This is a genomic window from Streptomyces sp. NPDC045968 (assembly GCF_056430475.1).
Genome location: NZ_JBWKLF010000014.1, coordinates 57,347 through 81,707, shown reverse-complemented (window position 1 = coordinate 81,707; position 24,361 = coordinate 57,347). Strand labels below are relative to the sequence as shown.

Here is a 24,361-nt window from a genome sequence, read left to right as displayed (position 1 = left end):
ACACCCGCCGAGCCCCCGCCCGGTCAGCCGACGACGGCCGACCGGGCGGGCGCCTGCGCGCCCCTCTCCAGGGGACGGAAGGCGAACGGGCCGTCGGTGGTCGACCCGTACACCGCGAGCGGCGGCAGCGTGGACGTGCCGCACGGTGCGGGGAGGGTGAACCAGACGACCTTGCCCGCCCCGCCGGCCGGCCGCACGCCCCAGCTCTCGCTGACCGCGGCGATCAGTGCCAGTCCGCGCCCCGAGGTGGAGTCCGAATCGGCGTCGCCCAGGGTCGGCATCCGTGGGTCGTGGTCGTGGACGGAGACCGTCAGACGGTCGAGCAGCAGCTCGATCTCGACGGTGCATGATTTGTCCGGCTGTGCGTGCCGGTGGACGTTGGTCAGCAGTTCGGTGACGCCGAGCGCTGCCTGGTCGATCAGAGGATCGAGATGCCAGTAGCGCAGTTGCGCCGAGATTATTCTGCGGACCTGACCGATCCGCGACGGCAGGGCCTGGAGCTCCACCGCGCAGTGCCTGCTTGGCTCGCTGATCACGGCTGCGACTCCCCGAAATAGGTCCGGAAGAAGACGAAGGAACGGATAGCAGATGCTGGCTGCTGTCTCTGGTCTGTGGTCGCGCTCCGGCGGAGACTGGATCACAGTGTCACCGCCGGTGCGCCATCAGTGACGTGGGTTCAGCGTGCCGCAGGCGGTCGCACTCCGCAACTCGCGGTCGCCGACCGTGACCGTCAGCTGCCGTCCGCCCCCGCGCGGCGCAGTACGTCGAGCAGACGGCGAGCCCGCGCCGCCCCGTCGCGGCCACGGCTCCGCTGCCCCATCGTCAGCCGGTAGCGCACCCCGTTGAGCCGCGCGATCGCCGCGTCGGCCGCGGGGAACCATCCCCTTCCCACCCTGACCGCGCCCACCGGAGCACTGTCGATCTCCCGGCCGTTGCTCGTCAGGAGGGCCACCCGGCCGTCCTTGACGACCACGCAGCCGGCCCTGGTGAGTGAGCGGGCCCACCGTTCGATCCTGACCCCGCTCGCGCTGAACTCCGTTTCCCGCACGGTGAATCGCCCCCTTTTCGGCTGTCTCCTCCTGTGCAGTGTGCCTGGCCGGACGCGTCCGCACCAGGCCGCCCGGCCGGTCGCCACCAAGGCAGGGCTATGGACCATCAAAGTCAACGTTTGTGCAGGTGGGGGGAATATCGTGGGGGCGGCGAGTATCGGTGACACGAGGAGGAACGCTGATGGACACCAGTGGGCACAGACGTGACGGTGGGGCCGCTGCGACCGTGGACATCGACCGCACGGACCCGGAGTACCGGGCCTGGCTGAAGGAAGCCGTACGCAAGGTCCAGGCCGACGCCAACCGCTCGGCCGACACCCACCTCCTGCGCTTCCCGCTGCCCGAGCAGTGGGGGATCGACCTCTATCTCAAGGACGAGTCGACGCACCCCACCGGCAGCCTCAAGCACCGGCTGGCCCGTTCGCTCTTCCTGTACGGGCTCTGCAACGGCTGGATCCGCCGGGGCAAGCCGGTCATCGAGGCGTCCAGCGGTTCGACGGCCGTGTCGGAGGCGTACTTCGCGAAGCTGATCGGTGTGCCGTTCATCGCGGTGATGCCCCGCACCACCAGCCCCGAGAAGTGCCGGCTGATCGAATTCCACGGCGGACAGTGCCACTTCGTCGACGACTCCCGGAAGATGTACGAGGAGTCCGCGGCGCTCGCCGCCGAGACCGGCGGGCACTACATGGACCAGTTCACCTACGCGGAGCGGGCCACGGACTGGCGCGGCAACAACAACATCGCCGAATCCATCTACCAGCAGCTCCGGCTGGAGCGGTACCCGGAGCCCGCCTGGATCGTCGCGACGGCGGGGACGGGCGGCACCTCGGCGACGATCGCCCGCTACGTCCACTACATGCAGTACGACACCCGGATCTGTGTGCCCGACCCGGAGAACTCCTGTTTCTTCGACGGCTGGACCCATCACAACCCGCTGGCGACCAGCGACTGCGGTTCCCGCATCGAGGGCATCGGCAGGCCCCGGATGGAGCCCAGCTTCCTGCCCGGTGCCATCGACCGGATGATGAAGGTGCCGGACGCGGCCAGTATCGCCGCGGTCCGCGCACTGGAACGCGCCATCGGCCGCAAGGCGGGCGGCTCGACGGGTACGGGACTGTGGAGCGCCTTCAAGCTGGTCGCCGAGATGGTGGAACAGGGCAGCACCGGCAGCATCGTGACCCTGATCTGCGACCCGGGCGACCGCTACCTCGACAAGTACTACTCCGACAGCTGGCTCGGCGGACAGGGGCTGGACATTGCCCCGTACACCGAGACGATCGACCACTTCCTGGCTACGGGGAACTGGCCGGCCTAGAGTCTGTCCGGCCATGATCCGCCGGGCGGGCCCCGGGTCTTCGCGGGCGTCAGCCGGCGGTCCCGGCCGGCCGCCTCCCGAGATCGCGCACGGCGCTCCGGAAGGCGCGGCCGATCCCCGCCCGCCCCAGCCGCACCGCACACCGGAACAGCGCCCCGCCGTCGGTGGCGAACGTCCACCGCACCCGCGTCCCCCTACCGGCCGGAGAGAGCCGCCACTCCTCCAACAGGGCGGTCATGCCGGGGGCGTTGGTCTCATCGGCCCGGTAGGCGTACCGCTCACCGGGTTGCTCCAGATGTCCGTCGCCGTGCTCGTCATCGCACGGCGGACAGCGTCCCGCCCGAGTGCAGCCGGGCCGTCAGGCCGACCGACGCGCTCCGCGGAGCGCGTACCGCCAGCGTCGTACCCTCCGCGCTGCCACGCGCCGCTCCGCGCGCCTCGATGCGGCTCACCGCCCGGCTGCCCGCCGCCAGGACGTACCACCGGCCCGACGGTGCCTTCCAGTGCGTCCCCGCCAGGATGTGCTGCCCGAAGCGGCTGCACAGCGCCGTGTCACCGCGGTCGGCGACCACCGTGGCGGGGGCCGTGCGGGAGGGGCCGGGCTGGGCGAACTGCACCAGCACCCGGCCCGGCCCCTGCCAGGTGTCCGCCCTGGTGCAGAGCCAGCTCGCCGAAGCCCGGGTCTCGGGCAGGGCCTGCTCGGCGAACTCCCAGTTGTTGACCGCGCGGACGCCGCCGCCGCGTACCGCCCGCAGTGAGCAGGCCGTACGCGCCCAGCTCAGCAGCGCGGATGCGCTCGTCGCCTCGCGCGGCTGACGCGGTGCGGCATCCGAGGCCGGCCGCGGCGTGTAGGTGAGGTGTGCCGGGGTCAGATCGCCCAGATCGGTGAGGAGGAACGCGTGCTTCTCCACGATCCGTTGCGACGAGCTCAACTGGAGCGCCGGCCAGGCATCGCAGGTGCCGCCCGGCGCGGGCCGCGGCACCGTGGCCGTCACCCCGTCCCGGCCCACGTCCAGCGCGCGGGCCGGGGCGTCCGGGGCGAGCAGATCCCGTGTGGCGCTCCGCGCGATCCACGGAGCCAGCAGAAACCGGGCCCCCTCACCGCTGCGGCTGATCACCACGGCGGCGCCCGTGGTCACCCCGGCGTCATCGGCCCGAGCGAAGTCCAGCGCGGACCCACCGGCCCCGGACAACGGCTCCGCGTACCGCACGAGACGTACGCCCCCGTCGTGGAAAAGCACCACCGCCGCCCCGTCCACCTCGCCCGCGTACAGCAGCCTGGGCGGCTGGGCGGGCGGTACCACGACGGTGCCCGGAGTCGCGGAGACCGTCGCCGTGCGCGGTGTCCGCCCCCAGGCGCGCAGCGCCCGGCCCAGCAGCTCCCGGTCGTCGGCGCGGTCGCCGCGGGCCGGCCAGGCGGTGAAGTCGACACGTGAGGTGTCCGCCCACTCCTCCGCGGCCGTCCGCAGCAGCCCGGCGGGATCGAGCGCGGGGGCGAACGCGGAGCGCGCCCCCGCTCCGGCGTCCGCGACACCCGTGGAGGCGCCCCCGGCCGCGATCACGAGCGCACCCGCGACCACGCACAGTGCGGCGGCGGCCGCGGCGGCACGCAACCGGTGTCTGCGCCGCAGCAGATCGCTGGGCCGCGTCTGCACCATGCACGGATCGAACTCGCCCGAACGCAGCAGGAGTTCGGCTCCTGGGCGGTCGGGCGCCGCGAGCCGCCCGGCCGCGCGCACCGCGAGCGCCGGATCGACGGCGCCCGCCTGCCCGAGCAGCGCACGGACCTCCGCGTCGGACAGTGCCTCCAGCATCTGGAGGGCGAACGCGGCGCGCACGGGCCCGGGCACCTGGGACAGCGCCCGGTCCAGCACCAGTTCCTCGACGCCGCCCGCCCGGGGGAAGAGCCGCAGTCCCCAGACGAGCGGGACCGTCGGGCGCAGAGCGGCCGGCGCCGGGAGCCGGCCGGGCCACCAGCGGGGCCGCCGTTCGTACGCCAGTGCGGTACGGAGCACCCGTAGCCGCATCCAGACGTACGCGGGAGCCTCCGGGCGGGTGCCCGCGCCCCCCGCCGGTATGGCGCCGCGGGTCTGCGCCGGAATCCGCGAGAGAACGGGAACGGGCGGCCGCTCGGGGCTCGTTCGCGGGCCGGGGAGCGCCCGCTGCACCGTGGCGTGCGCGGCGAGCACCCGCCGGTGCCGGCCGAGCGACGGCGGAAGGACGAGGTAGGCGAGCCGGACGAGACGTGGATAGTGCTCGACGAGCGCGGCCTCGGCCTGTTGTACTCCGGAACGCGCGCTGTCGCCGTCGGACAACTGCCGCGATTGCCGCGGGTGGTGGATCGGCATGAAATCGGTGCCTTCTGAGCCGTAGGCGAAAACCGTCACACCGACAAACGAGCCAATCATGTGACGGTCACACCGCCGGCGCTACGGGTGGCGCCCCGTCGCCCCGTCCAGCAGCCTGTCGAGCACCCGCGCGAAGGCCCGGCGGCCCGCGGAGGCGACCAGCGGATCGGCCCACCGCGGCAGCGACCGCACGCGCAGCTCCTCCACCCACACCACATGGGAACCGGAATCCGTCGGATAGACATCGATCGCCGCCCGGCCCAGCACCACGGAGCCGCGCTTCTCCAGCTGGCAGAGACCCGCCCGCCCGGCTGCGGGCGGCGTCCACCTGACCACTTCCATCGGGTCGTCGAACGCCAGCGGACCCAGGCCCGTCCGGGCCACGAAGACGGTGCCGATCCTGGTGGGAGGGCCGGTGGGTACGGTCACCGAGGTGAGGGGGACGAGCGCGCCGTGCCGCTCCCAGTCGGTCACCCGGCGCCATGCCTCGGCGGCGGGAAGGGGAGTGAAGCGCTCGATCCGGAAAACGGCCACACCACGATCCTAGGACCTCACGGGAGCGCCGCGAGCTGAGCGGAACCGCCGGTCGGGGGCGGTGAGCGCCTACACCGCGCCCGCGTCGGCGGAATCGCCCGCCACCACCAGGCCCGGCAGATGCTCCTCGATCTCCGCGCGCGAACCGGCGGGCAGCCCGGCGTCGGTGACGAAGGTGTCCACCTCGTCGAGAGTCGCGAACGAACTCAGGCCCACGGTGCCCCACTTGGTGTGGTCGGCCACCACGACGACCCGTCGAGCGGCCCGCACGAAACGGCGGTTCGTCTCGGCCTCCGCCAGATTCGGCGTCGACAGCCCGGCCTCGACCGAGATGCCGTGCACTCCGAGGAACAGCACATCGAAGTGGAGCGAAGCGATCGCCTGGTCGGCGACGGGGCCGACGAGGGAATCCGAGGGCGTCCGCACGCCACCGGTCAGCACGACCGTGGCAGCCCCCGCCCGCGCACCGCCGGTCGAGGCCGTGCGCTGCGCGCCGTGGAACACGTCGGCGACCCGCACCGAGTTCGTCACGACCGTGAGGTCGGGCACGTCCAGGAGCTGCTGGGCCAGCGCGTACGTGGTCGTCCCGCCGGACAGGGCGATCGCGCTGCCCGGCGCCGCCATCGCCGCGGCGACCCGCGCGATGTCCTCCTTGGCGCTCAGCTCCAGCGCCGACTTGGCCTCGAAACCGGGCTCGTGCGTGCTCGTCCCGACCAGCGGAACCGCACCGCCGTGCACCTTCTCGATGACACCCTGGCGCGCCAGCGCGTCCAGATCCCGACGGATCGTCATGTCGGAGACACTCAGCCTGCGGGTCAGCTCGTTGACCCGGACTCCGCCACGCTTGCGCACCTCGTCGAGGATCAGGGCACGCCGCTGCTCCGCGAGCAGATTCTGATTCTCGCTCAACGTCGGGTCCGGTCCTTCCCTCTGGCCGTACGGTCCCGCAGCGGCCTGCCGGACGTGTTCATCCTGCCACGCACCCCTTCCGGCCGCGTCACTGGGGAGATTCGGTGACACGGGTGCCGCCGGCGGCCCGCGTCCGCGATTCTGGAGACAGCGCGCCGCCCCGCGCGGCACCGTCCCTTCTCGCCGGCCCCCCACGGGCCGCGCGGTCCAGAGAGCGAGTCACCGAATTGGACCCTGCCATCCCGCCCCCGCAGAGCGCCGGAGCCGCGCTGGAACTCCTGGTCCACGGTGTCGGCGGAACCACCCCCCAGGAAATGCTGCGCGACCCGCGCACGACCCGCGTCACCGGTGACGCAACCGCGGCCATCTACCGGCGCACGGACGACATCGCCGCGGAACACGACCCGGAACGGCACCGCGACGAACCGGTCGCCGAGGCGTACTGCTGGTGCAACCTCACGTCGGGCAACGGCTCCCGCGCCCTCTGGCTGCTCCTGCTCCCCTTCATGGTCGTCAACCTCGCCCACTGGATGCGGCCCAGCGCGCCCGGCCGCACCCGGGCGATCCGCCTGTACGGGCTGGTGGTGCGCCTCCTGGCCCTCAGCCTCACCGTGCTCCTCACGGCAGCGGCCTGCGAAGTCGCCCTCGACCTGGCGGCCTGGCAGTGCGCGGGGGAACCGGCGTGCTCCGGACGGCGTTCCTGGCTGGGCTTCCTCTCGACGGCCCAGGGCGGGTGGTGGTCGCAGCCCGGCCGCCGGCTCGTCGTGGCCGCGCTCGTGCCCACCGCGCTGGTGGGGCTGCTCTGGTACCTCTCCAACCGGACCTGGAGCGCCTACGAGTCCGCGCGCCCGCTCACGGGCTCCGAACCCGAGCCGGACGAGGCGGACGCGGCCGGGGCGGAAGCCGGCGGTACCGGGACGGTCGTCCCGCCCGCCGTCCGCCCCGCGCTCGGCAGGCCCGGCTTCTGGTACGGACGCCGTCTCGTCGCCCGGCTGCGCGCCGCGCACACCGCCGCCGGATTCCTCACCGTCGCCGCCGCCGTGGGAGGCGCCGCCGCCCGCCACGACCGGACCGCCGACAGCCCCGTCCTGGGCGTCCTGGGCGGCCTGTTCGGGGCCGCTCTCGTGGCGTGCGGCCTCGTCGTCGTCCTCGTGGTCTGCCGCCGGGGCCGCAGCGAACGCCGCCTGGACAACACACTCGACCGCGCCGTCGTCACCTTCCTGCCCGGCACGGCCATGGTCCTGCTCCTCCTCATCGCGGTGTACGCCTCCTGGTCGCGCCCCGGCTGGGTGTCCGACGGCGCACTGCCCGGCGAGGCCACCTTCCGGCTCCTCGTCGTCGGCCAGGGCGTCCTGATCGTCGCTCTCGCCGCCGTCGCCCTGAGCCTGTACGCCCGCAACCCCGAACCCCGCACCACCCTCTACGGCTTGGGCGGCCCCGCGGTGGCGATGCTCGCCTGCGCACTCGGCGGCGTCATGACCGGCGGGGTCGCCCAGCGCGTCGCCGACTGGCTCGACGGCTCCGGCACCCCCGGCATGGGCCGCGGCTCCGTCATCGAGGGCCCGCCCGTCCTGCTCAGCTGGCAGGCGTCCGTGATCCCGGTGCTCCTCCTGCTCCTGCTCGTCCCGGTCCTCGCCCTGATCGTCCGCACCGCGCGCAGCGCCCGCCGCATGGGCCCTGCCGTCGAGGAGGAGTACGGAGAGCTGTGCCCCGACCCCGAAAGGACGCGGCGGATCGCCAGGACCCGGGCCACCGCCGCGCTCACCGACTCCGCGCCCCGGCTCATCGGCGCACTCTCCGGCGCCACGCTGCTGCTCGGCGCGGGGGCGGTCGCCGGTTCCTGGGCCACCGGACAGGTGCCCGGACTGGCCATGGACGGATCGGCCCCCGTCGTCGAATCGCTCGCCGAGGCCGCGCAGTCGACCGGCTCCTGGATGGTCGGCGTCGGCTTCATACTCTTCGTGACCTGGGGCCGGCGCGCCTACCGCGATGTCTCCGCCAGGCGCACCATCGGCATTCTGTGGGACGTCGGCACGTTCTGGCCGCGCGCCGCCCACCCCTTCGCGCCGCCCTGCTACGCCGAGCGGGCCGTCCCCGACCTGTCCTCCCGGATGTCGGCCTGGACCGGACGCACCCGCGGCCGGCTCGTCATCTCGGGGCACTCCCAGGGCAGCGTCCTGGCCGCGTCCGCGGTCTGGCAGCTCCCCGCCGCCACCCGCCGCCGGGTCGCGCTGCTCACCTACGGTTCGCCGATCGAGCGGCTGTACGGGCGCTGGTTCCCGGCCTACTTCGGCCCCGTACCCCTGGAAGGGCTGCACCGCTCCGTGCACTGCTGGCGCAACCTGTGGCGCGCGACCGACCCGATCGGTGGTCCGGTGCGCATCGAGGAGGGCGGGCGGCACGAGGTGGACCGGGGGCCGCTGAAGGACCCGCTGGTCTACGGCCGAACCACCGAACTCCCGCTGCCCGAACCGATCCTGGGGCACTCGGACTACCAGGCCGACCCGGTCTTCGCCCAGGAGCGCGCCGGCCTGCTCGAACGGCTCGGCCCGGTCCTGCCCCGGCAGACCGAGGGGGAGGTTCAGGGCAGCTCGGGCAGGTCCTCCGGATAGAGCAGCGTGAGGTCGTCCGTGCTCGTCTCGGCGAGCTGGGCGACCCTTCCGGCATGACGCTCCACCATCGACTCGAAGGTCTGGCGGGCGGTACGGCCGTTGCCGAAGGCGGGGCCCTTGGGGAGCTCGGTGAAGTACTTGAGCAGGGCCTCCCCTGTGCCGTCCGCCAGGCTGTACTCGTGCTCCTCGGCCTGCTGCTCGACGATGCGCAGCAGTTCCTCGGGAAGGTAGTCGCTGAAGGTGATGGTCCGTGAGAAGCGGGATGCCACACCTGGGTTGACGGTGAGGAACCGCTCCATCTCGTGGGTGTATCCGGCGACGATCACCACCACCGCGTCCCGGTGGTCCTCCATGAGTTTCACCAGCGTGTCGATCGCCTCGCGGCCGAAGTCCCGGCCGGAGTCCTCCGGCGACAGGGCGTACGCCTCGTCGACGAACAGGACCCCGCCGCGCGCCCGGTCGAACGCCTCCTGGGTCCTGATGGCGGTGGAGCCGATGTGCTCGCCGACGAGATCCACCCGGGACACCTCGACGAGGTGGCCGCGCTCCAGCACCCCGAGGGAGGCCAGGATTTCCCCGTACAGCCGCGCCACCGTCGTCTTGCCCGTCCCGGGGGAGCCGGTGAAGACGAGGTGGCGGCGCACCGAGGCGGCCTTGAGTCCGGCCTCCCTGCGCCGCCTGCCGACCTCGATCATGTCGGTCAGGGCCCGCACCTCGCGCTTGACGCTGTCGAGGCCCACCAGCGCGTCCAGTTCACCGAGGACGGCTCCCGAGTCGCGTACCGGCTCGGCCGGAGGCGCGGGGGAGGGCTCGACGGCGCGCACCCGCTGGTCCGGCAGCGCAGTGAGCAGTCCCGGCGTCGACTGGGTCGCCGTCAGCACAGCGGGCGGCGGGGTCGCGGCGCCGCGCACACCGCTCTCGTCACTCGTGCAGTCCTCCACCACGGGACCGGTCCCGTGTCCGTCGCCCTGCGACGTGCCGCCGTCCGCGAACTCGTACCCGCCGCGGGCGCAGCGCTCCGTACGGCAGCGGCTGAGCGTGGTGCGGCAGCCGTCCATGACATGGAAGCCGTAGCCGTCGCTCCCGGTGACGCGGCAGCTGTCGAAGGTGCCGCGCCCCTCGGCGGAGACGTAGAAACCGGCCTCGGCGGGCGAGGTGACCGTGCACCGCTCGATGGTGGGGTCGGCGCCCTTGGTGACGATGACACCGGTCTGCGCGGCGTCGATGGTGCAGTTGTTCAGGGTGCCGCCGCTGCCGTGGTCACGGAACCAGGCGCCCGTGGACGCCTCCCGGATGCGGCAGTCGTCCAGCTGGGCGGTGGCCCCGTCGCTCACCGACACGGCGGTGTTGCGGATCTGTGTGAGGTCGCTGTCCACCACATCGGCGCGCGAGCCCCGGTCGAGGACGAAGAGCGCGTCCGGCACGTCGTGGACGCGGCACGAATCGAGTATCACGGTGGCGCCGTCGCTGACCCAGACCGCCGGGTAGTCGCCCGTGCTGTCGTGGATCTCGCACTGGTTGGCGTCCACCCGCGTGCCGGGGTCCCAGACGGACAGGCCGTTGCGGCCGAATCTGCGCACGGTCGAACGGGTCAGGGTGAGGACCGAACGGGACCGCAGATCGACCGCGTTCTCCGGAATGTCGTGGATGTCGCAGTCGGCCAGTGTGAGGACGGCGTCGGTGTCCAGTGTGATGCCGTCGGCGGCGGTGCGGTGCACCGTGCAGTCGGTGAGGTGCGCGGTGCCGCGGGCCGTGATCTGGACCCCGCTGCCCTTGATCTCGTACACCTCGCAGCCCACCGCCTCCAGGGAACTGCCCTCGCCGGTCACGCTCAGTCCGGCGCCGGAGGCGTGGTGGACCCGGCAGCGCTCCAGCCGCGGATGTGCGCCGTCGCGGACGGAAACACCGGACTGCCCGGCGGAGACGATCTCGCACTCCTCGAACACCCCGCCCGCCCCGTCCAGCACGGCGATGCCGACGCCGGCCGGATTGTCCACGGTGCAGCGGCGCACGGAGGGCCTGGCGGCGCCCCGTACCTCTATCCCGGCGGCCGACCGGGTCACGATCCGCAGATCCGAGAGCTCCGGAGTGCCCTCCTCGACGAGCAGACCGGGGGCCGCCGAGTCCTGGCCCTCCACATGGAGATCCTGGATGACCGCGGATGCCCGCACGGTCAGGGGTACTCCGTCGACCGGCGCGATCCGCACGGAACCGACGGACCCTTCGGGGCCGCGCAGCGTCACCGCGCGCTGGACCACGAGATTCTCCCGGTACGTGCCGGGGGCGATGGTAAGCACGTCCCCGTCGGCCGCGGCCTCCAGGGCGGCGGTGAGGGAAGCGTATTCACCCGTGCGGCGCCGCCATCGCGATGTGCCGGTGTGCGTCACCTGGACCGTGCCCTGTGCCATGGCGCTGCTGTGCCCCCACCTCGTGCTGTGTGCGCTGCCTCGTGCCTGTCCGCATCCTGTACGACTGCCGGTGCGGCCGGCCTTCCGGCAGCGCTGTGTCCGGGTCCGCCTGCCGAGGAGTCGGGCGGGCCGGTCCACCGTAGCGCGCGCGACGGGCGGGAGTTGACGAGTCGGCTGCTCATCAGCCGCACGGGGGCCCGTCGGCGGTTTCCCGGAGGCGCTTCGTCAGCTGCCCGTCCCGGTCCTGCCCCAGTCAGGACCGGCCTTCGCCCAGGCCCGGTCCAGCCGTGCGTACCGCTGCGACAGCAGCCGCCACACGATCAGCCGGCGGGCCGCCTCGACCAGGCCGGCGGAGAGGAGGAACACACCGAATCCGGCCAGTGCCGCGTGGGTGTGCGCGGTGGGAGCGTCCATGGGCCGCAGCGCGGGCCTGCCCCGGTCGTCCGTCCAGATCCGCACCTCGGAACCGGGGCCGGTGACCCGGGAAGCCGTGGAGACTCTTCCCGTACGCATCGTGCCGTCGGGGGCGCGCCAGCGGGCCACGACCGAGGTCTGGGCCGCACGCTCCGAGGCCACTTCGGAATCACCGGCGAACTGACCGGGCCTGTCCACCCGGCGCACCACGACGGCCTTCGTGACATGACGCTCGGCCTGCTGGGCCCGGACCGACCGCTGGAGGGCGTCGTCCGTGAGCGCACCGCACGTCCAGCCGGCCACCGGCGCCGCCAGCAGCATCAGGAGCAGGGCGAGCAGCGCCACCCACGCCTCGGTGCGATCGGTGGCACGGCGCAAAGGATTGTGCCGCCAACGCCAGACTCCCGAGACCGCTCGCACAGCCACCCACCCCCTTCCGTATCCGTGATAACCCGATACGGCAGGTTTCGCACCGCGGAGAAGCGAAGAGAGAGCAACCTCACGCTGCCAACGTCCGGTCTGTCCGGGAGAGTTCCCGGGGCAGCAGCGTCAGCCAGGCTGCCGGGCAGCTGGTCACTCCAGGACGCGGACCGGGTCACCGACGCGGATCACTCCGGTTCCGTCAGGGATCAGATACCGGCCGAAGATCAGGTCCGTCCCGGTCCGGCGGTGGCGGGCGAGCGTCCGCAGCGGTTCCCTGCCGCGCTCGGCGGTCACCTGGTCGGTGGTGGTGATGGCGCAGCGCCCGCAGGACTTCACCACCCGGAAGGAGACCTCGCCGATGGCGATCCGCCGCCACGCGTCCTCGGCCCAGGCGGGGGTGCCCGCCACGACGACATTCGGCCGGAACCGGTTCATCGGCAGCGGCCCCTCGTGCGGGTACTCGCCCTGGGCGATGAGGGAGTTGAGCGCGTCCAGCGAGGCGGTGCCGGTGAGCAGGAGCGGGAACTCGTCGGCGAAGCTGACGGTCTCTCCCGGGCGCGCGTGTGCCGGATCGAGGAGTCTGCTGTGCTCGGGCGGGATCGGCCTGCGGACCGCGGGCGCGTCGAGATGGACGAGCCGGACCTCCGCGCCGAGGCAGGTGCCGAGCCACTCGTGGGCGGCCCGCGCCGCTTCCACGGCCTCGGTCTTCTGCTTGAACAGATCCACGGTCACCGTGCGGCCCGGTGCCGGGACCTCCACGACCAGTGGCGCGCTCCCCGGCGCCGACAGCTCGATCCCGCCGCCCGCCAGCGGCCTGGCGGATACCAGCGCCATCCGGGCGTTCCGACGCTGCGTGACGGCCTTGTCCGCCGCGTCGACGACCATCCAGCGCCGGTCGCCGTCGAGTCCCCATGGCTCGACGGCGGCCTCGCTTCGCGCATACGCGGCCAGTGACTTGACCGGATGGATATGGACGGCCTGAAGCACGGGAAGATCCATGCGGCCATCCTGCCAGCCGGTCAGTACCCCCGGCCCTGGTACGGGCGGTTGTACGGGTCCTCGTACGGAGACGGCACCGGGGCGGGCCGGGGCGAAGCCGGGCGCATCGACTCGTAACCCGTGCCGGGCGCGGGGCGCTGCGGCTGGGGCTGCTGCTGGTAGCCGCGCGGCGCGTTCGGCTGCTGCGGGATGTACGGCGCAGGGGCGTGCTGCAGCTGCACGGGCTGCATCGGCGCCTGTTGGTACTGCTGCGGCGTGGGCTGCTGGTACCCGTAGGACGGCTGGGAGGGAGCCGCGGGAAGGGCGGGCAGCGCCGACGGGAGGGCCGGCAGATAGCTGTTGCCGGTGTCATAGGCGGCAGGCACTCGGATCGGTGCGATCTGAGGGGTGCCCCGCTCCGCGACCAGGGAGTCGTAGATCGGAGTGTCGGGGAACGACGGTGCGGCGTAGTAGCCGCCGCCGTAGGTGGAGCGGGGGGAGGTCATGGCACCTAAGTTAAGCCCACGATGTGCTGATTGGGGAGCCCGATAAGAGGGTTGATTTGGGTGTTGTGAGTGAACAGCGATCCCCAATGCGAGCGAACTTGGGAAAAAAGGGCACCAAACCGCTCCGTGATCGTGTAAAGGGCGAGTTCACGGGGGGTTACCGGCGGATCGCCCGGACCGGCCCGTCACGGCTGTGGGCTCCCCGCCGCACCAAGGATTAGGTTGTCCCGGGAAAGGCTTTCGGGCAGCCGGACTCGCGATGGGGGCGATCATGACCATGCTAAAAGGAACCAATGTTCCGGTGCGGGCTCAGGCCGTGCGGGTCGAATTGGGGTGGCGTACCACCCCCGGGTCGCCGGACGTGGATGCCTCGGCGCTCCTCCTTGTCTCCGGAAAGGTACGCAGCGACGCGGACTTCGTCTTTTACAACCAGCCCGCCCACGCGTCGGGCGCGGTACGACACGAGGGCAAGGCGACGGACGGCGACCGGGTCACGGACACCCTCGCGGTGGACTTCTCGCGTATCGAGCCCGCCATCGACCGCATCGTCGTCGCGGCCTCGGCGGACGGCGGGAGCTTCGGCCGGGTGGCGGGGCTGTACGTACGGGTCGTGGACGCGGCGAGCGGCGCGGAGACAGCCCGGTTCGAGAGCGCCGACGCCACCGTCGAGACGGCATTCATCCTCGGAGAGCTCTACCTGCGCCAGGGGGCCTGGAAGTTCCGGGCCGTCGGCCAGGGGTACGGCACCGGGCTGGAGGGTCTCGCCACGGACTTCGGTATCTCCGTCGACGAACCACAACAGGCACAGCAGGCTCCCCGGCCCCAGGCGTCACAACGGACCCCGAGCTCGCCCCCGCCGGTCCCCATGGCACCGCCTCCCGCACCCGCCGCCCCGCCCGCCCCGCCGGTTCCGCCCGCGACTCAGCCCGTGAGGCTGACGAAGGTGACGCTCACCAAGGAAACGCCTTCCGTCTCCCTCGCCAAACAGGGCGGCACCTCCGGCGCCCTTCGCGTAAATCTCAACTGGGAAGTGCGCAAACAGTTCAAGAGCTGGGGCGCCAAACTCGGCCGGGCCGTCGCGATGCACGCAGACCTCGATCTCGATCTCTGCGCACTCTACGAACTCACCGACGGCAGCAAGGGAGTTGTCCAGGCACTCGGAAACGCCTTCGGCTCTCTCGGCCGGCCGCCCTATATCCATCTCGACGGCGACGACCGGACCGGCGCACTCTCCACCGGTGAGAACCTCACGGTCAACCTCGACCACAAGGACCGGCTGCGCCGCCTTCTGATCTTCGTCACCATCTATGAAGGTGCCCGGAGTTTCGCCGATCTGCATGCCACGGTCACCCTCCAGCCGCAGCACGGCGCGGCCATCGACTTCTCCCTCGACGAGTGCACCGTGCCGTCCACCGTCTGCGCCCTCGCACTGATCACCAACAACGGGGGAGACCTCACGGTGCAGCGCGAGGCCCGCTACCTCGTCCCGCAGCGTGGAGTGAGCCCGCAGCGCACCATCGACGCCGCCTACGGCTGGGGAATGAACTGGACCCCGGGCCGTAAGTGAGCCCGCGCCGCCACGCCACCGGTCCGGTGCGGCTCACCGGTCCGGTGCGGCCTCGGGACGGGCGTACGTACGCCCCTTCCAGGCCGCCCCGCGCCCCCGGCGGTGCTGCACCGCCGAGTCGACCGTCATCAGCAGGTACAGCAGCGCGGTGACCGGCAGCAGGGGCGCGAGCCACAGCGACTGCCGGTAGTACGCCAGCATCGGCATGTACGTCCCCGCCATCACCGCCCACGCCGCCCCGCCCGCCCACGCGGCCACGGCGTCGCCCGTCAGCAGCCCGGTGACGAGCGTGACGGGCGGGGCGAGATAGACGAGCGCGAGCCCCGGCACCGTCCCGGCGAGCAGCAGCGGGCTGTGCCGCAACTGGGTGTACGCGCTCCGCGACACCATCCGCCACAGATCCCCGAGCCGCGGGTACGGGCGCACACTGTCCACCCGTTCCGCCAGCCCCAGCCAGATCCGGCCACCGCTGCGCCGTACCGCACGCGCCAGCGAGACGTCGTCGATCACCGCATCCCGGATGGACTCCGGAATCCGGGCCCGCTCGGCGGCCTCGGTGCGCAGCAGCACGCAGCCGCCCGCGGCGGCGGCCGTCCCCGAGCCCGCCCGGTTCACCCGGCGGAAGGGGTAGAGCTGTCCGAAGAAGTAGACGAACGCCGGGACGATGAGCCGCTCCCAGGCACTGACCACCCGCAGCCGGGCCATCTGCGAGACCAGGTCGAATCCCTCCTCGGTCCCCGTGGTCGCGGCGGCGACGAGCTCGCGCAGGCTGTCCGGTTCATGAGCGATATCGGCGTCCGTCAGCAGCAAAAACTCCGGCTTGCGGGTCCGGGCCAGCGAGATCCCGTGCCGGACGGCCCACAGCTTGCCGGTCCACCCCGCCTCCGGCTCACCGGGCGATGACACCGTAAGCGGCAGCCCTCCGTACCGTACGGACAGCGCGCGGGCGAGGTCGCCGGTGCCGTCCTTGCTGCAGTCGTCGACCAGGAAGATCTCCGCCTCGCCCGGATAATCCTGTGCGAGCAGCGACGGCAGACTCACGGGCAGCATGTCGGCCTCGTCGCGGGCCGGCACGACAACGGCGACGGAGGGCCAGCGCGCGGGGTCCGTACGCCGGGGAAGCCGCTGGTCGGTGCGCCAGAAGAACCCCTGCCCCAGCAGCAGCCAGACCCACACGATCAGCGAGACAACGGCGATCCAGGCAATGGCGCTCATCCGCCGAAGTCTGCCCCACTTCCGCAGGGCCGCAAGGGGTGTCGACTATGGTGACCGGGTGAAGATTGCCCTGATGGACTCCGGAATCGGCCTGCTCCCGACGGCGGCGGCGGTGCGTCGACTGCGGCCGGACGCCGACCTGGTGCTCTCCTCCGACCCGGACGGGATGCCATGGGGGCCGCATACACCGCAGGTCGTGACCGCGCGGGCTCTCGCCGTCGCCCGGGCGGCGGCCGCGCACCGGCCGGACGCACTGATCGTCGCCTGCAACACGGCGTCCGTCCACGCCCTGCCCGCGCTCCGCGCCGAACTGGAGCCGGCGCTGCCGGTCATCGGCACCGTGCCCGCGATCAAGCCGGCGGCCACGGACGGCGGACCCGTCGCCATCTGGGCCACCCCGGCCACCACCGGCAGCCCGTATCAGCGCGCCCTGATCCGTGACTTCGCCGGCTCCGTCGCCGTCACCGAGGTCCCCTGCCCCGGCCTCGCCGACGCCGTGCAGTACGCCGACGAGCCCGCCATCGACCGCGCCATCGCGGCGGCGGCGGCCCTCACTCCGCCGGACGTACGGGCCGTCGTCCTCGGCTGCACCCACTACGAACTGGTCGGCGAGCGCATCCGTGCCGCCGTCCAGCGGTCCGGCCGCGGCCCCGTCACGCTGCACCGCTCGGCCGGCGCCGTCGCCGCCCAGGCGCTGCGCCGCATCGGCGCCGGGACCCCCCCGTCGGCCGAACCGGCCGGCACGCTCGCCGTCATCCTCAGCGGACGCGCGGCCGAGCTGCCGGAAGCCGCTCTGGCCTACGAGGAAGGGCGTCTGCTGAAGGCGCTCAGCCCCCTCCGCTGACCGCTCGGACGGCCCTCGACCGGGCTCACGCCCCCTCCCCGGCAGGCGGAATCTGAGTACGCTGCTTGGCATGAGGGACCACACCGGCAATGGCAGCCACGGTTCGAGCGAGGCCCCGTCCACGGTCTGGCACGGCCGCGCGACCAACCGTGCGCAGTGGCTGCTCGCGGTCGCGGGCGCGGGGTGCATGGCCCTCGGCATCCAGCTCGCCGTCGGCTCGGCGTGGACCTCCGGAATCGCGCCCCTGCTGATGTCCGTCATCGGCTGCATCGCCGCCGGACTGCTCATCCTGTTCGGCACCCTCGCCTTCGTCCACGTGGCCGTCAAGGTGGACGGCGACGCCCTGGAGGTGCGCTGCGGCCACATGGGCCTGCCGCGCCGCCGCATCCTGCTCACCCATGTGGTCGGAGCCGAGTTCGCACCCAAGGTCACCCCACGGGAATGGGGCGGCTGGGGCTACCGCTGGCGCCCCGAACGGGGCACGGCCGTGGTGGTGCGCCGGGGCGAGGGCCTGGTGCTGAGACTCGGTGACGGCAGAACCTTCACGGTCACGGTGGACGACGCGGAAGCGGCCGTACGGTTCATCCGCGACCGCCTGCACCTGTCGACGACGGGGCCCCGGCCGACCGGCCCCTGAAGCGGCCGCTCGCTCACCCCTCACCTTTCACCCCTCGGTCCGCTCACCCCTCACCCTTACCCCCGGTCCGCTCACCCCTCAGTCCGCGTCCTCTCCCACCGGACGCCGTGCCGAGGCGAGTCCCGCGAGCAGGCCCGCTCCCGTCGTCACCGGGGTGAAGCTCAGGGCGTTGCCGACCGCCGCGAGGGCCGCGAGCGCGGTGAGCGCAGCACCCGCCGTCAGCACCACGGCCGTCGTCCGGGGCGAGCGCCACAGCACGTACAGCAGCCAGCCGAAGGCGATGCCCAGCAGTGCGACACCGGCCACCCCCTGCTCGGCGGCCTGCTGAAAGGGCGCGGAGTGCGGTTTGCCGTCGGAGCGCAGGGACTCGCGTGCGGTGGGGCTCAGCTCACCGAAGCGGTCCGGGCCCACGCCCAGCAGGGGGTTCTTTTTCGCCAGCTGCACGGCGTCCTGCCAGAGCAGCACCCGGTTCCGGGTGAGTGGCCCCTCCAGCGAGACCGAGAGGCCCTCCGGCAACGTGTCCTCGGCGACTGCCCAGGACAGCCCCACCATCAGCCCGGCGACCAGCCCGAGCCCGGCGAGACCCAGCAGCCTGTGGCGCATCCGGGTGGCGGCCAGCGAACAGAGCAGCACCCCCAGGGCGGCCATGAAGCCGAAGACCGAGCCGAGGGTGAGTGCGGCGCACGCGGTACCGAGAGCGAGCAGGCGCAGGGTGACGCCGAGCGATGCCCGGTCCGAGGCGGCCGCCGCGCAGCAGGCCGAGCCCGCGGCGAGTACCAGCAGGGCGGCGGCGGCCCCCGTGTGACCTGGGGTGATATCGGCGGCGGCCGTGGCGCCCGGCATGCCGTGGCGTGAGAACAGGGCCATGACCAGGGCGGCGAGCGCGGCGGCGGAGGCCGCGGCGACCGGGAGGAGGGTCCCGCAGATCCGGCCGCAGGTGAACCCGGCAGCGACCGCGAGGAGCGCGAGCAGGACCCCCTCGGGTCTGGTGTCACGGCCCGCGGCGCTGACCAGCGACCAGACGGCGCAGGCGGCGAGAATCACGGCTCCGGCCGCGTCGGAGGCACTGCCGTGCCCCCTGGCGCCGTACCGGCCCACTGATGCGGTCATCGTGTCGACCCCCCGACCTCGACCGTCTCGCCCACGACGGCCGGAATCCGGCCGATCGGCAGAGACTGGCGCACACGCTAACGGCCGTGGAGGCGCCGTGTGGGGAAATGGCGCAGAAACGTTGCGACCTCGTGCGCTCAGGGCCGGCGACTGGATGCCGTCCGGCACTTAGGCACCGCTGGCGGACCGTCCCGGTCGGCGGTCCCCACAGGCCGCCGCCGTAGACTCCGCCAGGTGAGCGCCACCATCACCTCCGTAGACGAGCCGCCGTCCGCCCCCGCCTCCCGCGGCAGAAGGCTGTTGCCGCGGTTCGTCCGCCCGGCCGCGGCCGCACTCTCCGGTGCGCTGCTGTACGCGAGCTTCCCGCCACGCCCCCTGTGGTGGCTGGTTCTGCCCGGTTTCGCCCTGCTCGGCTGGGTCCTTTTCGGCCGTAGGCTGCGCGCCGCCTTCGGCCTCGGCCTCCTCGCGGGACTCGGCTTCATGCTGCCGCTGCTGCACTGGACCGGAGAAGAGGTCGGCCCCGTGCCGTGGCTGGCGCTGGCCGCCGCGGAGGCGCTCTTCATCGCGGTGGGCTGCGTCGGGATCAGCGCTGTCACCCGCCTCGCGTACTGGCCGGTCTGGGCCGCCGCCGTTTGGGCGCTCGACGAAGCGGTCCGGGCCCGCGTGCCGTTCGGCGGTTTCCCCTGGGGGAAGATCGCCTTCGGTCAGGCGGAGAGCGTGTTCCTGCCGCTCGCGGCAGTGGGTGGCACTCCGCTGCTCTCCTTCGCGGTGGTGCTGTGCGGCTTCGGACTCTTCGAAGCGGCGCGCCAGTTCCGTACGTACCGTGCCACCGGCACCGTCCCCCGGGCCGCAGTCGCCGCCGCGGCGGCGACCGTCGGCGTACCCCTGGCGGCCGCATTCGCCGCGCTGCCCCTCGTCGACGCCTCGGCGGAGGACGGCACCGCGACCGTCGCCGCCATCCAGGGCAACGTGCCGCGCCTCGGCCTCGACTTCAACGCCCAGCGCCGCGCGGTCCTGGACAACCACGCCCGCCGCACGGAACAGCTCGCCCGTGAGGTGAAGTCGGGCAAGGTGCCCCAGCCCGACTTCGTCCTGTGGCCGGAGAACTCCTCCGACCTCGATCCCTACCGCAACCCCGACGCCCGCATTGTGATCGACGACGCGGTCAAGGCGATCGGCGTCCCGACCGTCATCGGTGCCGTCGTCACCCCCGAAACGGGCCCCCTGCGCAACACCCTCATCAAGTGGGACCCGGCGGGCGGGCCCGTCGCCACGTACGACAAGCGCCACATCCAGCCGTTCGGCGAGTACATGCCGATGCGCTCCTTCGTCCGTATCTTCAGCAAGGACGTCGACCGGGTGCAGCGGGACTTCGGACCGGGTTCAAAGGTCGGCGTGTTCGACCTGGCGGGTACGAAGGTGGGGCTCGTCACCTGTTACGAGGCGGCGTTCGACGACGCCGTACGCGACACGGTCGAGCACGGGGGGCAGCTCATCGCCGTACCGAGCAACAACGCGACCTTCGGGCGCAGCGAGATGACCTACCAGCAACTGGCGATGAGCCAGGTGCGGGCGGTCGAACACGGACGGTCCGTCGTCGTCCCGGTCACCAGTGGCGTCAGCGCCGTGATCCGGCCGGACGGCACGATCGCGCAGAAGACGGAGATGTTCACCCCCGCCGCCCTGGTCGACGAGGTGCCGCTGCGGTCCTCGCTGACCCCCGCGACCTGCATGGGCCCGCTTCCCGAGGGGATTCTCGCGCTGCTCGCCGTGGGCGGCCTCGGCTGGGTGACGGTCCGCGGCGTACGCACCCGCAAGCTGCGCGGGGCCGCCGCCTCCGTGTCCACCGCCCCCGTGTCCGGTGGTGGTACGGACACGTAGGCTCGGCGCATGGCTACTCCCGACTTCATCCGAGACATCCGCGCGACCGCGGGCCATCAACTGCTCCTGCTGCCCGGGGTCACCGCGATCGTCTTCGACGACGAGGGCAGGGTGCTGCTCGCGCGGCGTTCCGACACCGGCCAGTGGTCCGTCATCGGCGGTATCAGCGAGCCGGGGGAGGAGCCCGCGGCGACAGCCGAACGCGAGGTGTACGAGGAGACGGCCGTGCATTGCGTGGCGGAGCGTGTGGTGCTCACCCAGGCCTTGAAGCCCGTGCAGTACGCCAACGGCGACCGGTGCCAGTACCTCGACATCACCTTCCGCTGCCGGGCCACCGGCGGTGAGGCGCGGGTCAACGACGACGAGTCGCTGGAGGTGGGCTGGTTCTCCGTCGACGCGCTGCCGCCGATGAACGAGTTCTGCCTGTTCCGGATCAAGCAGGCCCTCACCGACGGGCCGACCTGGTTCGCACGCACCCCCCAGCCCGAGCCCCAGCAGTCGTAGGCGGCGGCCACCGGCTCCATGCGGAGGGGCCGCCCGTGGCAGGCGGCCCCTCGGCGGATCATGGCGAGGTCGAGCGGCCCCTTCAGGCGGTGCGGGCGTCGGCGGACAACGGGGCCTGTGTGTCCGGTACGCCCTCGGGCTCCGCCCCGACGTCCGACAGATTCCGGTTGCGGGTCTCCTTCGCGCAGACGATCGCCACCATGGTGAGCAGCGCGGCGGCGATGACGTACAGGGCGATGGGCGTCGGACTGTCGTAGTGGTCGAGGAGCGCGGTGGCGATCAGCGGCGCCGGCGCACCGGCCGCGACCGACGAGAACTGCGCACCGATGGACGCACCCGAGTACCGCATGCGCGTCGCGAACATCTCCGAGAAGAAGGCCGCCTGCGGGGCGTACATCGCACCGTGGAAGACGAGCCCCACCGTGATGGCCAGCAGCAGATTCCCGAAGCTGCGGGTGTCGATCAGGGCGAAGAACGGGAACATCCACAACCCCACGCCGACCGCGCCGACGAGGTAGACCGGCCTGCGCCCGATCCGGTCGGACAGCGCGCCCCACATCGGGATCACCGCGAAGTGCACGGCGGAAGCGACGAGTACGGCATTGAGCGCCGTCTGCCTGCTCATCTCCGCCGCGACGGTCGCGTACACGAGGATGAAGGCCGTGATGACGTAGTAACTGATGTTCTCCGCCATCCGCGCGCCCATCGCGATCAGCACGTCCCGCCAGTGATGGCGCAGGACGGCGACCAGGGGCATCTTCTCGACGGTTCCGCTGGTCGCCTTGCGCGCCGATGCCTGCGCCAGGGCGGCCTTGAACACGGGTGATTCATCGACAGAGAGACGAATCCACAAGCCGACGATCACGAGAACACCGGAGAGCAGGAAGGGAATACGCCAACCCCAGGCCAGGAACGCCGAGTCGGACATCAGCGCCGTCAGCGCCGAGAGCACGCCGGTAGCCAGCAACTGCCCCGCCGGCGCTCCGGTCTGCGGCCAAGAGGCCCAGAAACCACGCCGCTTGGCGTCACCGTGCTCCGACACCAGCAGCACGGCCCCACCCCACTCGCCCCCGAGGGCGAAGCCCTGCACCAGACGCAGGACGGTGAGCAGAACGGGGGCGGCGGTCCCGATGGTGGCGTGCGTAGGCAGCAGCCCGATGGCGAACGTCGCGCCGCCCATCAGCAGCAGACTCAGCACCAGCAACTTCTTGCGCCCGAGCCGGTCACCGTAGTGACCGAACACGAGAGCACCCAGGGGCCGGGCGGCGAATCCGACCGCGTACGTGAGGAAGGCGAGCAGGGTGCCGACGAGCGGATCGGACCCGGGGAAGAACAGCTTGTTGAAGACCAACGCGGCGGCCGATCCGTACAGGAAGAAGTCGTACCACTCGATGGTGGTGCCGACGAGGCTCGCGGCGACGATCCGACGAAGGTTCGAAGGTGCTGGTGGAGAGGTTGCTGGGGCGGCCATGGGTACCACTTCCGGGCGGTTGGCGGGGACGTTTCCGTGTCGCCATACCGTAGGAAGGCGCAGGTCAGGGGCGTATGTGGTGGGACACCATAGTTCGGGCGCGCGGTGTGCGGGCGGGCGCTACGGGGTGGTGTCGCGGGGCTCTTCCTGCGGTGGGGGGGACGGGAGGGAGAGGGGTGCCCGAGTTGCGCCGTTCGGCATATTTCGCGTGGGCGGTGCGTTGCGGTCGGGCATGCACCGGAGCGGGAGCGGCGGCGGAGCGGTCCGAGCCCTGGGAAACCACCGGAGTCGAAGCGGTCCGCAGCCGGTGCCGTCAGAGTTCTGCTGGTCACGCCGGGAGGTGTCATGTCTATGATGCTGGTCCTCTTGTGAAGGGACTGACCTTGCGTCACCAGCCATACATGAAGCGGCGAACCGTCCTCCAGGCGGCCGGAGTCGCCGCCGCTGCGGGACTCGCCACCGCCGCCACCGCGGCCCCCGCCTCGGCCGCGCCGGCCGCCCGGGCGGCCCGGGTGCCCCGGACCCTCGCCACGCCCGTCAGCAGCGCGGCGGGACGGACGGTCCGGGCGGACTTCCCCATCGAGTACGTCGGAGTCTCCTGGAACGGACCCCGGCGCGGGGCGGGCATCCGGCTGCTCGGACAGGACGGCCGCCGCGGCGAGTGGACCGCGCTGCACCCGATGTGCGCGGGCGGTGCCGACGGTGACGCCGCCACGCGCGTCGGCGTGCTGGTGCCGGCCGGCGGTGCCGCCGGATACGAGCTCCGCCTGCCGGACGGCGCCGGCGACGTGCGCGCGACCGCGCTCGACACGGTGAACGGCCCTACGGTTGCGGCCTCCAGCGCCCCCGCGACTCGCAGCATCGGGAGCGTCGAGTACGTCACGCGCGCCGGCTGGGGAGCCGACGAGTCGCTGCGTTTCAAGGCGGACGGCAGCGAGAACTCGCCGCCGACCTACTACCCGGCGCAGACCCTGACCGTCCATCACACGGCGGGTGTCAACGGCGACCCGGACCCGGCGGCCACGATCCGTGCGTACTACCACCAGCACGCGATCACGAACGACTGGGGCGACATCGGCTACCACTTCCTCATTGACGAGGCCGGGCGGATCTACGAGGGCCGGTACTCGGGCGAGGACGGCCTCCCGGCGCACGACACCACCGGGAACATGGTGACCGCCTTCCACGCCGCCGGGTTCAACTCGGGCAACCTCGGCATCGCCCTGCTCGGCACCTTCAGCGACCAGTCCACCACCGCGGCGGCCCGTGACTCGCTCACCCTGCTCCTGGCGGCGCTGTCCGCGGTGCACGACTTCGACCCGCAGGCCGACGTCACCTTCGTCAACCCGGTCAACGGGGTCACGAGGAACGTTCACATGATCAGCGGCCACCGCGACTGGCTCGCCACGGAGTGCCCCGGCACCACGCTGTACGGCGAGCTGCCCGCGCTGCGGGCGGACGTCGCCGCGGTCTTCTCCGGCTGACGGACGGCCGTACGCCCGTCGGCGCCGGCTGTACGCTCGCCGCCGCCCGTGTGCGTGGCCGTCATCGGGGGCGGCCGCCCAGCGCGGTCGCCCCCCTCTGCTTTCCCCTGCCGCCCTCGGCCCATTCCGGGTGCCGTGCTCCATCGCCGCCG

General features: G+C 72.4%; 20 protein-coding genes and 1 pseudogene. 8 read left to right on the top strand and 13 right to left on the bottom strand.

Annotation, left to right across the window (positions count from 1 at the left end; translation table 11 throughout):
• Positions 1 to 23: 23 nt before the first annotated feature.
• On the bottom strand, positions 24 to 536 hold the full coding sequence (locus tag AC07FA_RS31530; RefSeq protein WP_479079748.1) for an ATP-binding protein: 513 nt from the start codon (positions 534 to 536) through the stop codon (positions 24 to 26).
• A gap of 194 nt (positions 537 to 730) precedes the next feature.
• Positions 731 to 1,048 (bottom strand): hypothetical protein, encoded by a 318-nt coding sequence (locus AC07FA_RS31525; protein WP_479079747.1) that lies wholly within the window; start codon positions 1,046 to 1,048, stop codon positions 731 to 733.
• A 182-nt stretch (positions 1,049 to 1,230) separates the two neighbouring features.
• Between AC07FA_RS31525 and cds1 the strand changes: the two genes are divergently transcribed.
• Positions 1,231 to 2,364: an L-cysteine desulfhydrase Cds1 gene (gene cds1, locus AC07FA_RS31520; RefSeq protein WP_479079746.1), complete on the top strand. Its 1,134-nt coding sequence runs from the start codon at positions 1,231 to 1,233 to the stop codon at positions 2,362 to 2,364.
• Positions 2,365 to 2,413: 49 nt separating this feature from the next.
• On the opposite strand, the pseudogene AC07FA_RS31515 reads toward cds1, so the two are convergent.
• From AC07FA_RS31515 to AC07FA_RS31500, 4 genes and pseudogenes are all read right to left on the bottom strand, one after another.
• Positions 2,414 to 2,653, bottom strand: a pseudogene (locus AC07FA_RS31515) (SRPBCC family protein); the annotation flags it as partial.
• A gap of 25 nt (positions 2,654 to 2,678) precedes the next feature.
• On the bottom strand, positions 2,679 to 4,712 hold the full coding sequence (locus tag AC07FA_RS31510; protein ID WP_479079745.1) for a hypothetical protein: 2,034 nt from the start codon (positions 4,710 to 4,712) through the stop codon (positions 2,679 to 2,681).
• Positions 4,713 to 4,793: 81 nt separating this feature from the next.
• Complete coding sequence (locus tag AC07FA_RS31505) at positions 4,794 to 5,246, bottom strand: SRPBCC family protein (RefSeq protein ID WP_479079744.1); 453 nt, start codon at positions 5,244 to 5,246, stop codon at positions 4,794 to 4,796.
• Between the two features lie 69 nt (positions 5,247 to 5,315).
• Positions 5,316 to 6,155: a DeoR/GlpR family DNA-binding transcription regulator gene (locus tag AC07FA_RS31500; protein ID WP_479079743.1), complete on the bottom strand. Its 840-nt coding sequence runs from the start codon at positions 6,153 to 6,155 to the stop codon at positions 5,316 to 5,318.
• 227 nt (positions 6,156 to 6,382) lie between these two features.
• Between AC07FA_RS31500 and AC07FA_RS31495 the strand changes: the two genes are divergently transcribed.
• A complete protein-coding gene (locus AC07FA_RS31495) occupies positions 6,383 to 8,767 on the top strand; it encodes a hypothetical protein (protein WP_479079742.1) in 2,385 nt (794 codons plus the stop codon).
• On the opposite strand, the gene AC07FA_RS31490 is transcribed toward AC07FA_RS31495, so the two are convergent.
• The 4 genes from AC07FA_RS31490 to AC07FA_RS31475 all read right to left on the bottom strand — a co-directional run bounded on the left by AC07FA_RS31490 (position 8,737) and on the right by AC07FA_RS31475 (position 13,496).
• Positions 8,737 to 11,175 (bottom strand): right-handed parallel beta-helix repeat-containing protein, encoded by a 2,439-nt coding sequence (locus tag AC07FA_RS31490; protein WP_479079741.1) that lies wholly within the window; start codon positions 11,173 to 11,175, stop codon positions 8,737 to 8,739. The two genes, AC07FA_RS31495 and AC07FA_RS31490, sit on opposite strands and share 31 nt — an antisense overlap.
• Positions 11,176 to 11,400: 225 nt before the next feature.
• Positions 11,401 to 12,015, bottom strand: coding sequence for an Rv1733c family protein (locus AC07FA_RS31485; protein ID WP_479079740.1), 615 nt, complete (start codon positions 12,013 to 12,015; stop codon positions 11,401 to 11,403).
• Between the two features lie 147 nt (positions 12,016 to 12,162).
• On the bottom strand, positions 12,163 to 13,011 hold the full coding sequence (locus AC07FA_RS31480) for an MOSC domain-containing protein (protein WP_479079739.1): 849 nt from the start codon (positions 13,009 to 13,011) through the stop codon (positions 12,163 to 12,165).
• A gap of 20 nt (positions 13,012 to 13,031) precedes the next feature.
• Positions 13,032 to 13,496, bottom strand: coding sequence for a DUF6643 family protein (locus AC07FA_RS31475; RefSeq protein WP_479079738.1), 465 nt, complete (start codon positions 13,494 to 13,496; stop codon positions 13,032 to 13,034).
• Positions 13,497 to 13,755: 259 nt separating this feature from the next.
• Here AC07FA_RS31475 and AC07FA_RS31470 point away from each other — a divergent pair, with 259 nt between their 5' ends.
• Entirely contained in the window at positions 13,756 to 15,063 is a 1,308-nt protein-coding gene (locus AC07FA_RS31470; protein ID WP_479079737.1) for a TerD family protein, read from the top strand.
• Between the two features lie 33 nt (positions 15,064 to 15,096).
• On the opposite strand, the gene AC07FA_RS31465 is transcribed toward AC07FA_RS31470, so the two are convergent.
• Positions 15,097 to 16,278, bottom strand: coding sequence for a glycosyltransferase (locus tag AC07FA_RS31465; RefSeq protein ID WP_479079736.1), 1,182 nt, complete (start codon positions 16,276 to 16,278; stop codon positions 15,097 to 15,099).
• Positions 16,279 to 16,336: 58 nt separating this feature from the next.
• Here AC07FA_RS31465 and AC07FA_RS31460 point away from each other — a divergent pair, with 58 nt between their 5' ends.
• Both AC07FA_RS31460 and AC07FA_RS31455 read left to right on the top strand, forming a co-directional pair.
• Positions 16,337 to 17,122 carry a glutamate racemase gene (locus tag AC07FA_RS31460; RefSeq protein ID WP_479079735.1) on the top strand — a complete coding sequence of 262 codons (786 nt, stop codon included), beginning with the start codon at positions 16,337 to 16,339 and terminating at the stop codon, positions 17,120 to 17,122.
• A gap of 70 nt (positions 17,123 to 17,192) precedes the next feature.
• Positions 17,193 to 17,759, top strand: coding sequence for a hypothetical protein (locus AC07FA_RS31455; protein WP_479079734.1), 567 nt, complete (start codon positions 17,193 to 17,195; stop codon positions 17,757 to 17,759).
• Between the two features lie 78 nt (positions 17,760 to 17,837).
• Here AC07FA_RS31455 and AC07FA_RS31450 read toward each other — a convergent pair whose 3' ends face one another.
• On the bottom strand, positions 17,838 to 18,869 hold the full coding sequence (locus AC07FA_RS31450; RefSeq protein WP_479079733.1) for an O-antigen ligase family protein: 1,032 nt from the start codon (positions 18,867 to 18,869) through the stop codon (positions 17,838 to 17,840).
• Positions 18,870 to 19,103: 234 nt separating this feature from the next.
• Here AC07FA_RS31450 and lnt point away from each other — a divergent pair, with 234 nt between their 5' ends.
• Together lnt and AC07FA_RS31440 are read left to right on the top strand one after the other, a co-directional pair.
• Positions 19,104 to 20,750, top strand: coding sequence for an apolipoprotein N-acyltransferase (lnt, locus tag AC07FA_RS31445; RefSeq protein ID WP_479079732.1), 1,647 nt, complete (start codon positions 19,104 to 19,106; stop codon positions 20,748 to 20,750).
• Between the two features lie 9 nt (positions 20,751 to 20,759).
• Positions 20,760 to 21,254: an NUDIX hydrolase gene (locus tag AC07FA_RS31440; protein WP_479079731.1), complete on the top strand. Its 495-nt coding sequence runs from the start codon at positions 20,760 to 20,762 to the stop codon at positions 21,252 to 21,254.
• 82 nt (positions 21,255 to 21,336) lie between these two features.
• Here AC07FA_RS31440 and AC07FA_RS31435 read toward each other — a convergent pair whose 3' ends face one another.
• Positions 21,337 to 22,725, bottom strand: coding sequence for an MFS transporter (locus AC07FA_RS31435; protein ID WP_479079730.1), 1,389 nt, complete (start codon positions 22,723 to 22,725; stop codon positions 21,337 to 21,339).
• 401 nt (positions 22,726 to 23,126) lie between these two features.
• On the opposite strand from AC07FA_RS31435, the gene AC07FA_RS31430 reads away from it, so the two are divergent.
• Complete coding sequence (locus AC07FA_RS31430) at positions 23,127 to 24,209, top strand: N-acetylmuramoyl-L-alanine amidase (RefSeq protein ID WP_479079729.1); 1,083 nt, start codon at positions 23,127 to 23,129, stop codon at positions 24,207 to 24,209.
• Positions 24,210 to 24,361: the final 152 nt, after the last annotated feature.

Bases quoted from the DNA above. Each gene is read 5' to 3' on its own strand.
- AC07FA_RS31440 (WP_479079731.1), top strand. From the start codon at position 20,760: ATGGCTACTCCCGACTTCATCCGAGACATCCGCGCGACCGCGGGCCAT.
- AC07FA_RS31470 (WP_479079737.1), top strand. From the start codon at position 13,756: ATGGGGGCGATCATGACCATGCTAAAAGGAACCAATGTTCCGGTGCGG.
- AC07FA_RS31465 (WP_479079736.1), bottom strand. From the start codon at position 16,278: ATGAGCGCCATTGCCTGGATCGCCGTTGTCTCGCTGATCGTGTGGGTC.
- AC07FA_RS31480 (WP_479079739.1), bottom strand. From the start codon at position 13,011: ATGGATCTTCCCGTGCTTCAGGCCGTCCATATCCATCCGGTCAAGTCA.
- AC07FA_RS31510 (WP_479079745.1), bottom strand. From the start codon at position 4,712: ATGCCGATCCACCACCCGCGGCAATCGCGGCAGTTGTCCGACGGCGAC.
- AC07FA_RS31490 (WP_479079741.1), bottom strand. From the start codon at position 11,175: ATGGCACAGGGCACGGTCCAGGTGACGCACACCGGCACATCGCGATGG.
- cds1 (WP_479079746.1), top strand. From the start codon at position 1,231: ATGGACACCAGTGGGCACAGACGTGACGGTGGGGCCGCTGCGACCGTG.
- AC07FA_RS31430 (WP_479079729.1), top strand. From the start codon at position 23,127: ATGAAGCGGCGAACCGTCCTCCAGGCGGCCGGAGTCGCCGCCGCTGCG.
- AC07FA_RS31450 (WP_479079733.1), bottom strand. From the start codon at position 18,869: ATGACCGCATCAGTGGGCCGGTACGGCGCCAGGGGGCACGGCAGTGCC.
- AC07FA_RS31435 (WP_479079730.1), bottom strand. From the start codon at position 22,725: ATGGCCGCCCCAGCAACCTCTCCACCAGCACCTTCGAACCTTCGTCGG.
- AC07FA_RS31455 (WP_479079734.1), top strand. From the start codon at position 17,193: ATGAGGGACCACACCGGCAATGGCAGCCACGGTTCGAGCGAGGCCCCG.
- AC07FA_RS31475 (WP_479079738.1), bottom strand. From the start codon at position 13,496: ATGACCTCCCCCCGCTCCACCTACGGCGGCGGCTACTACGCCGCACCG.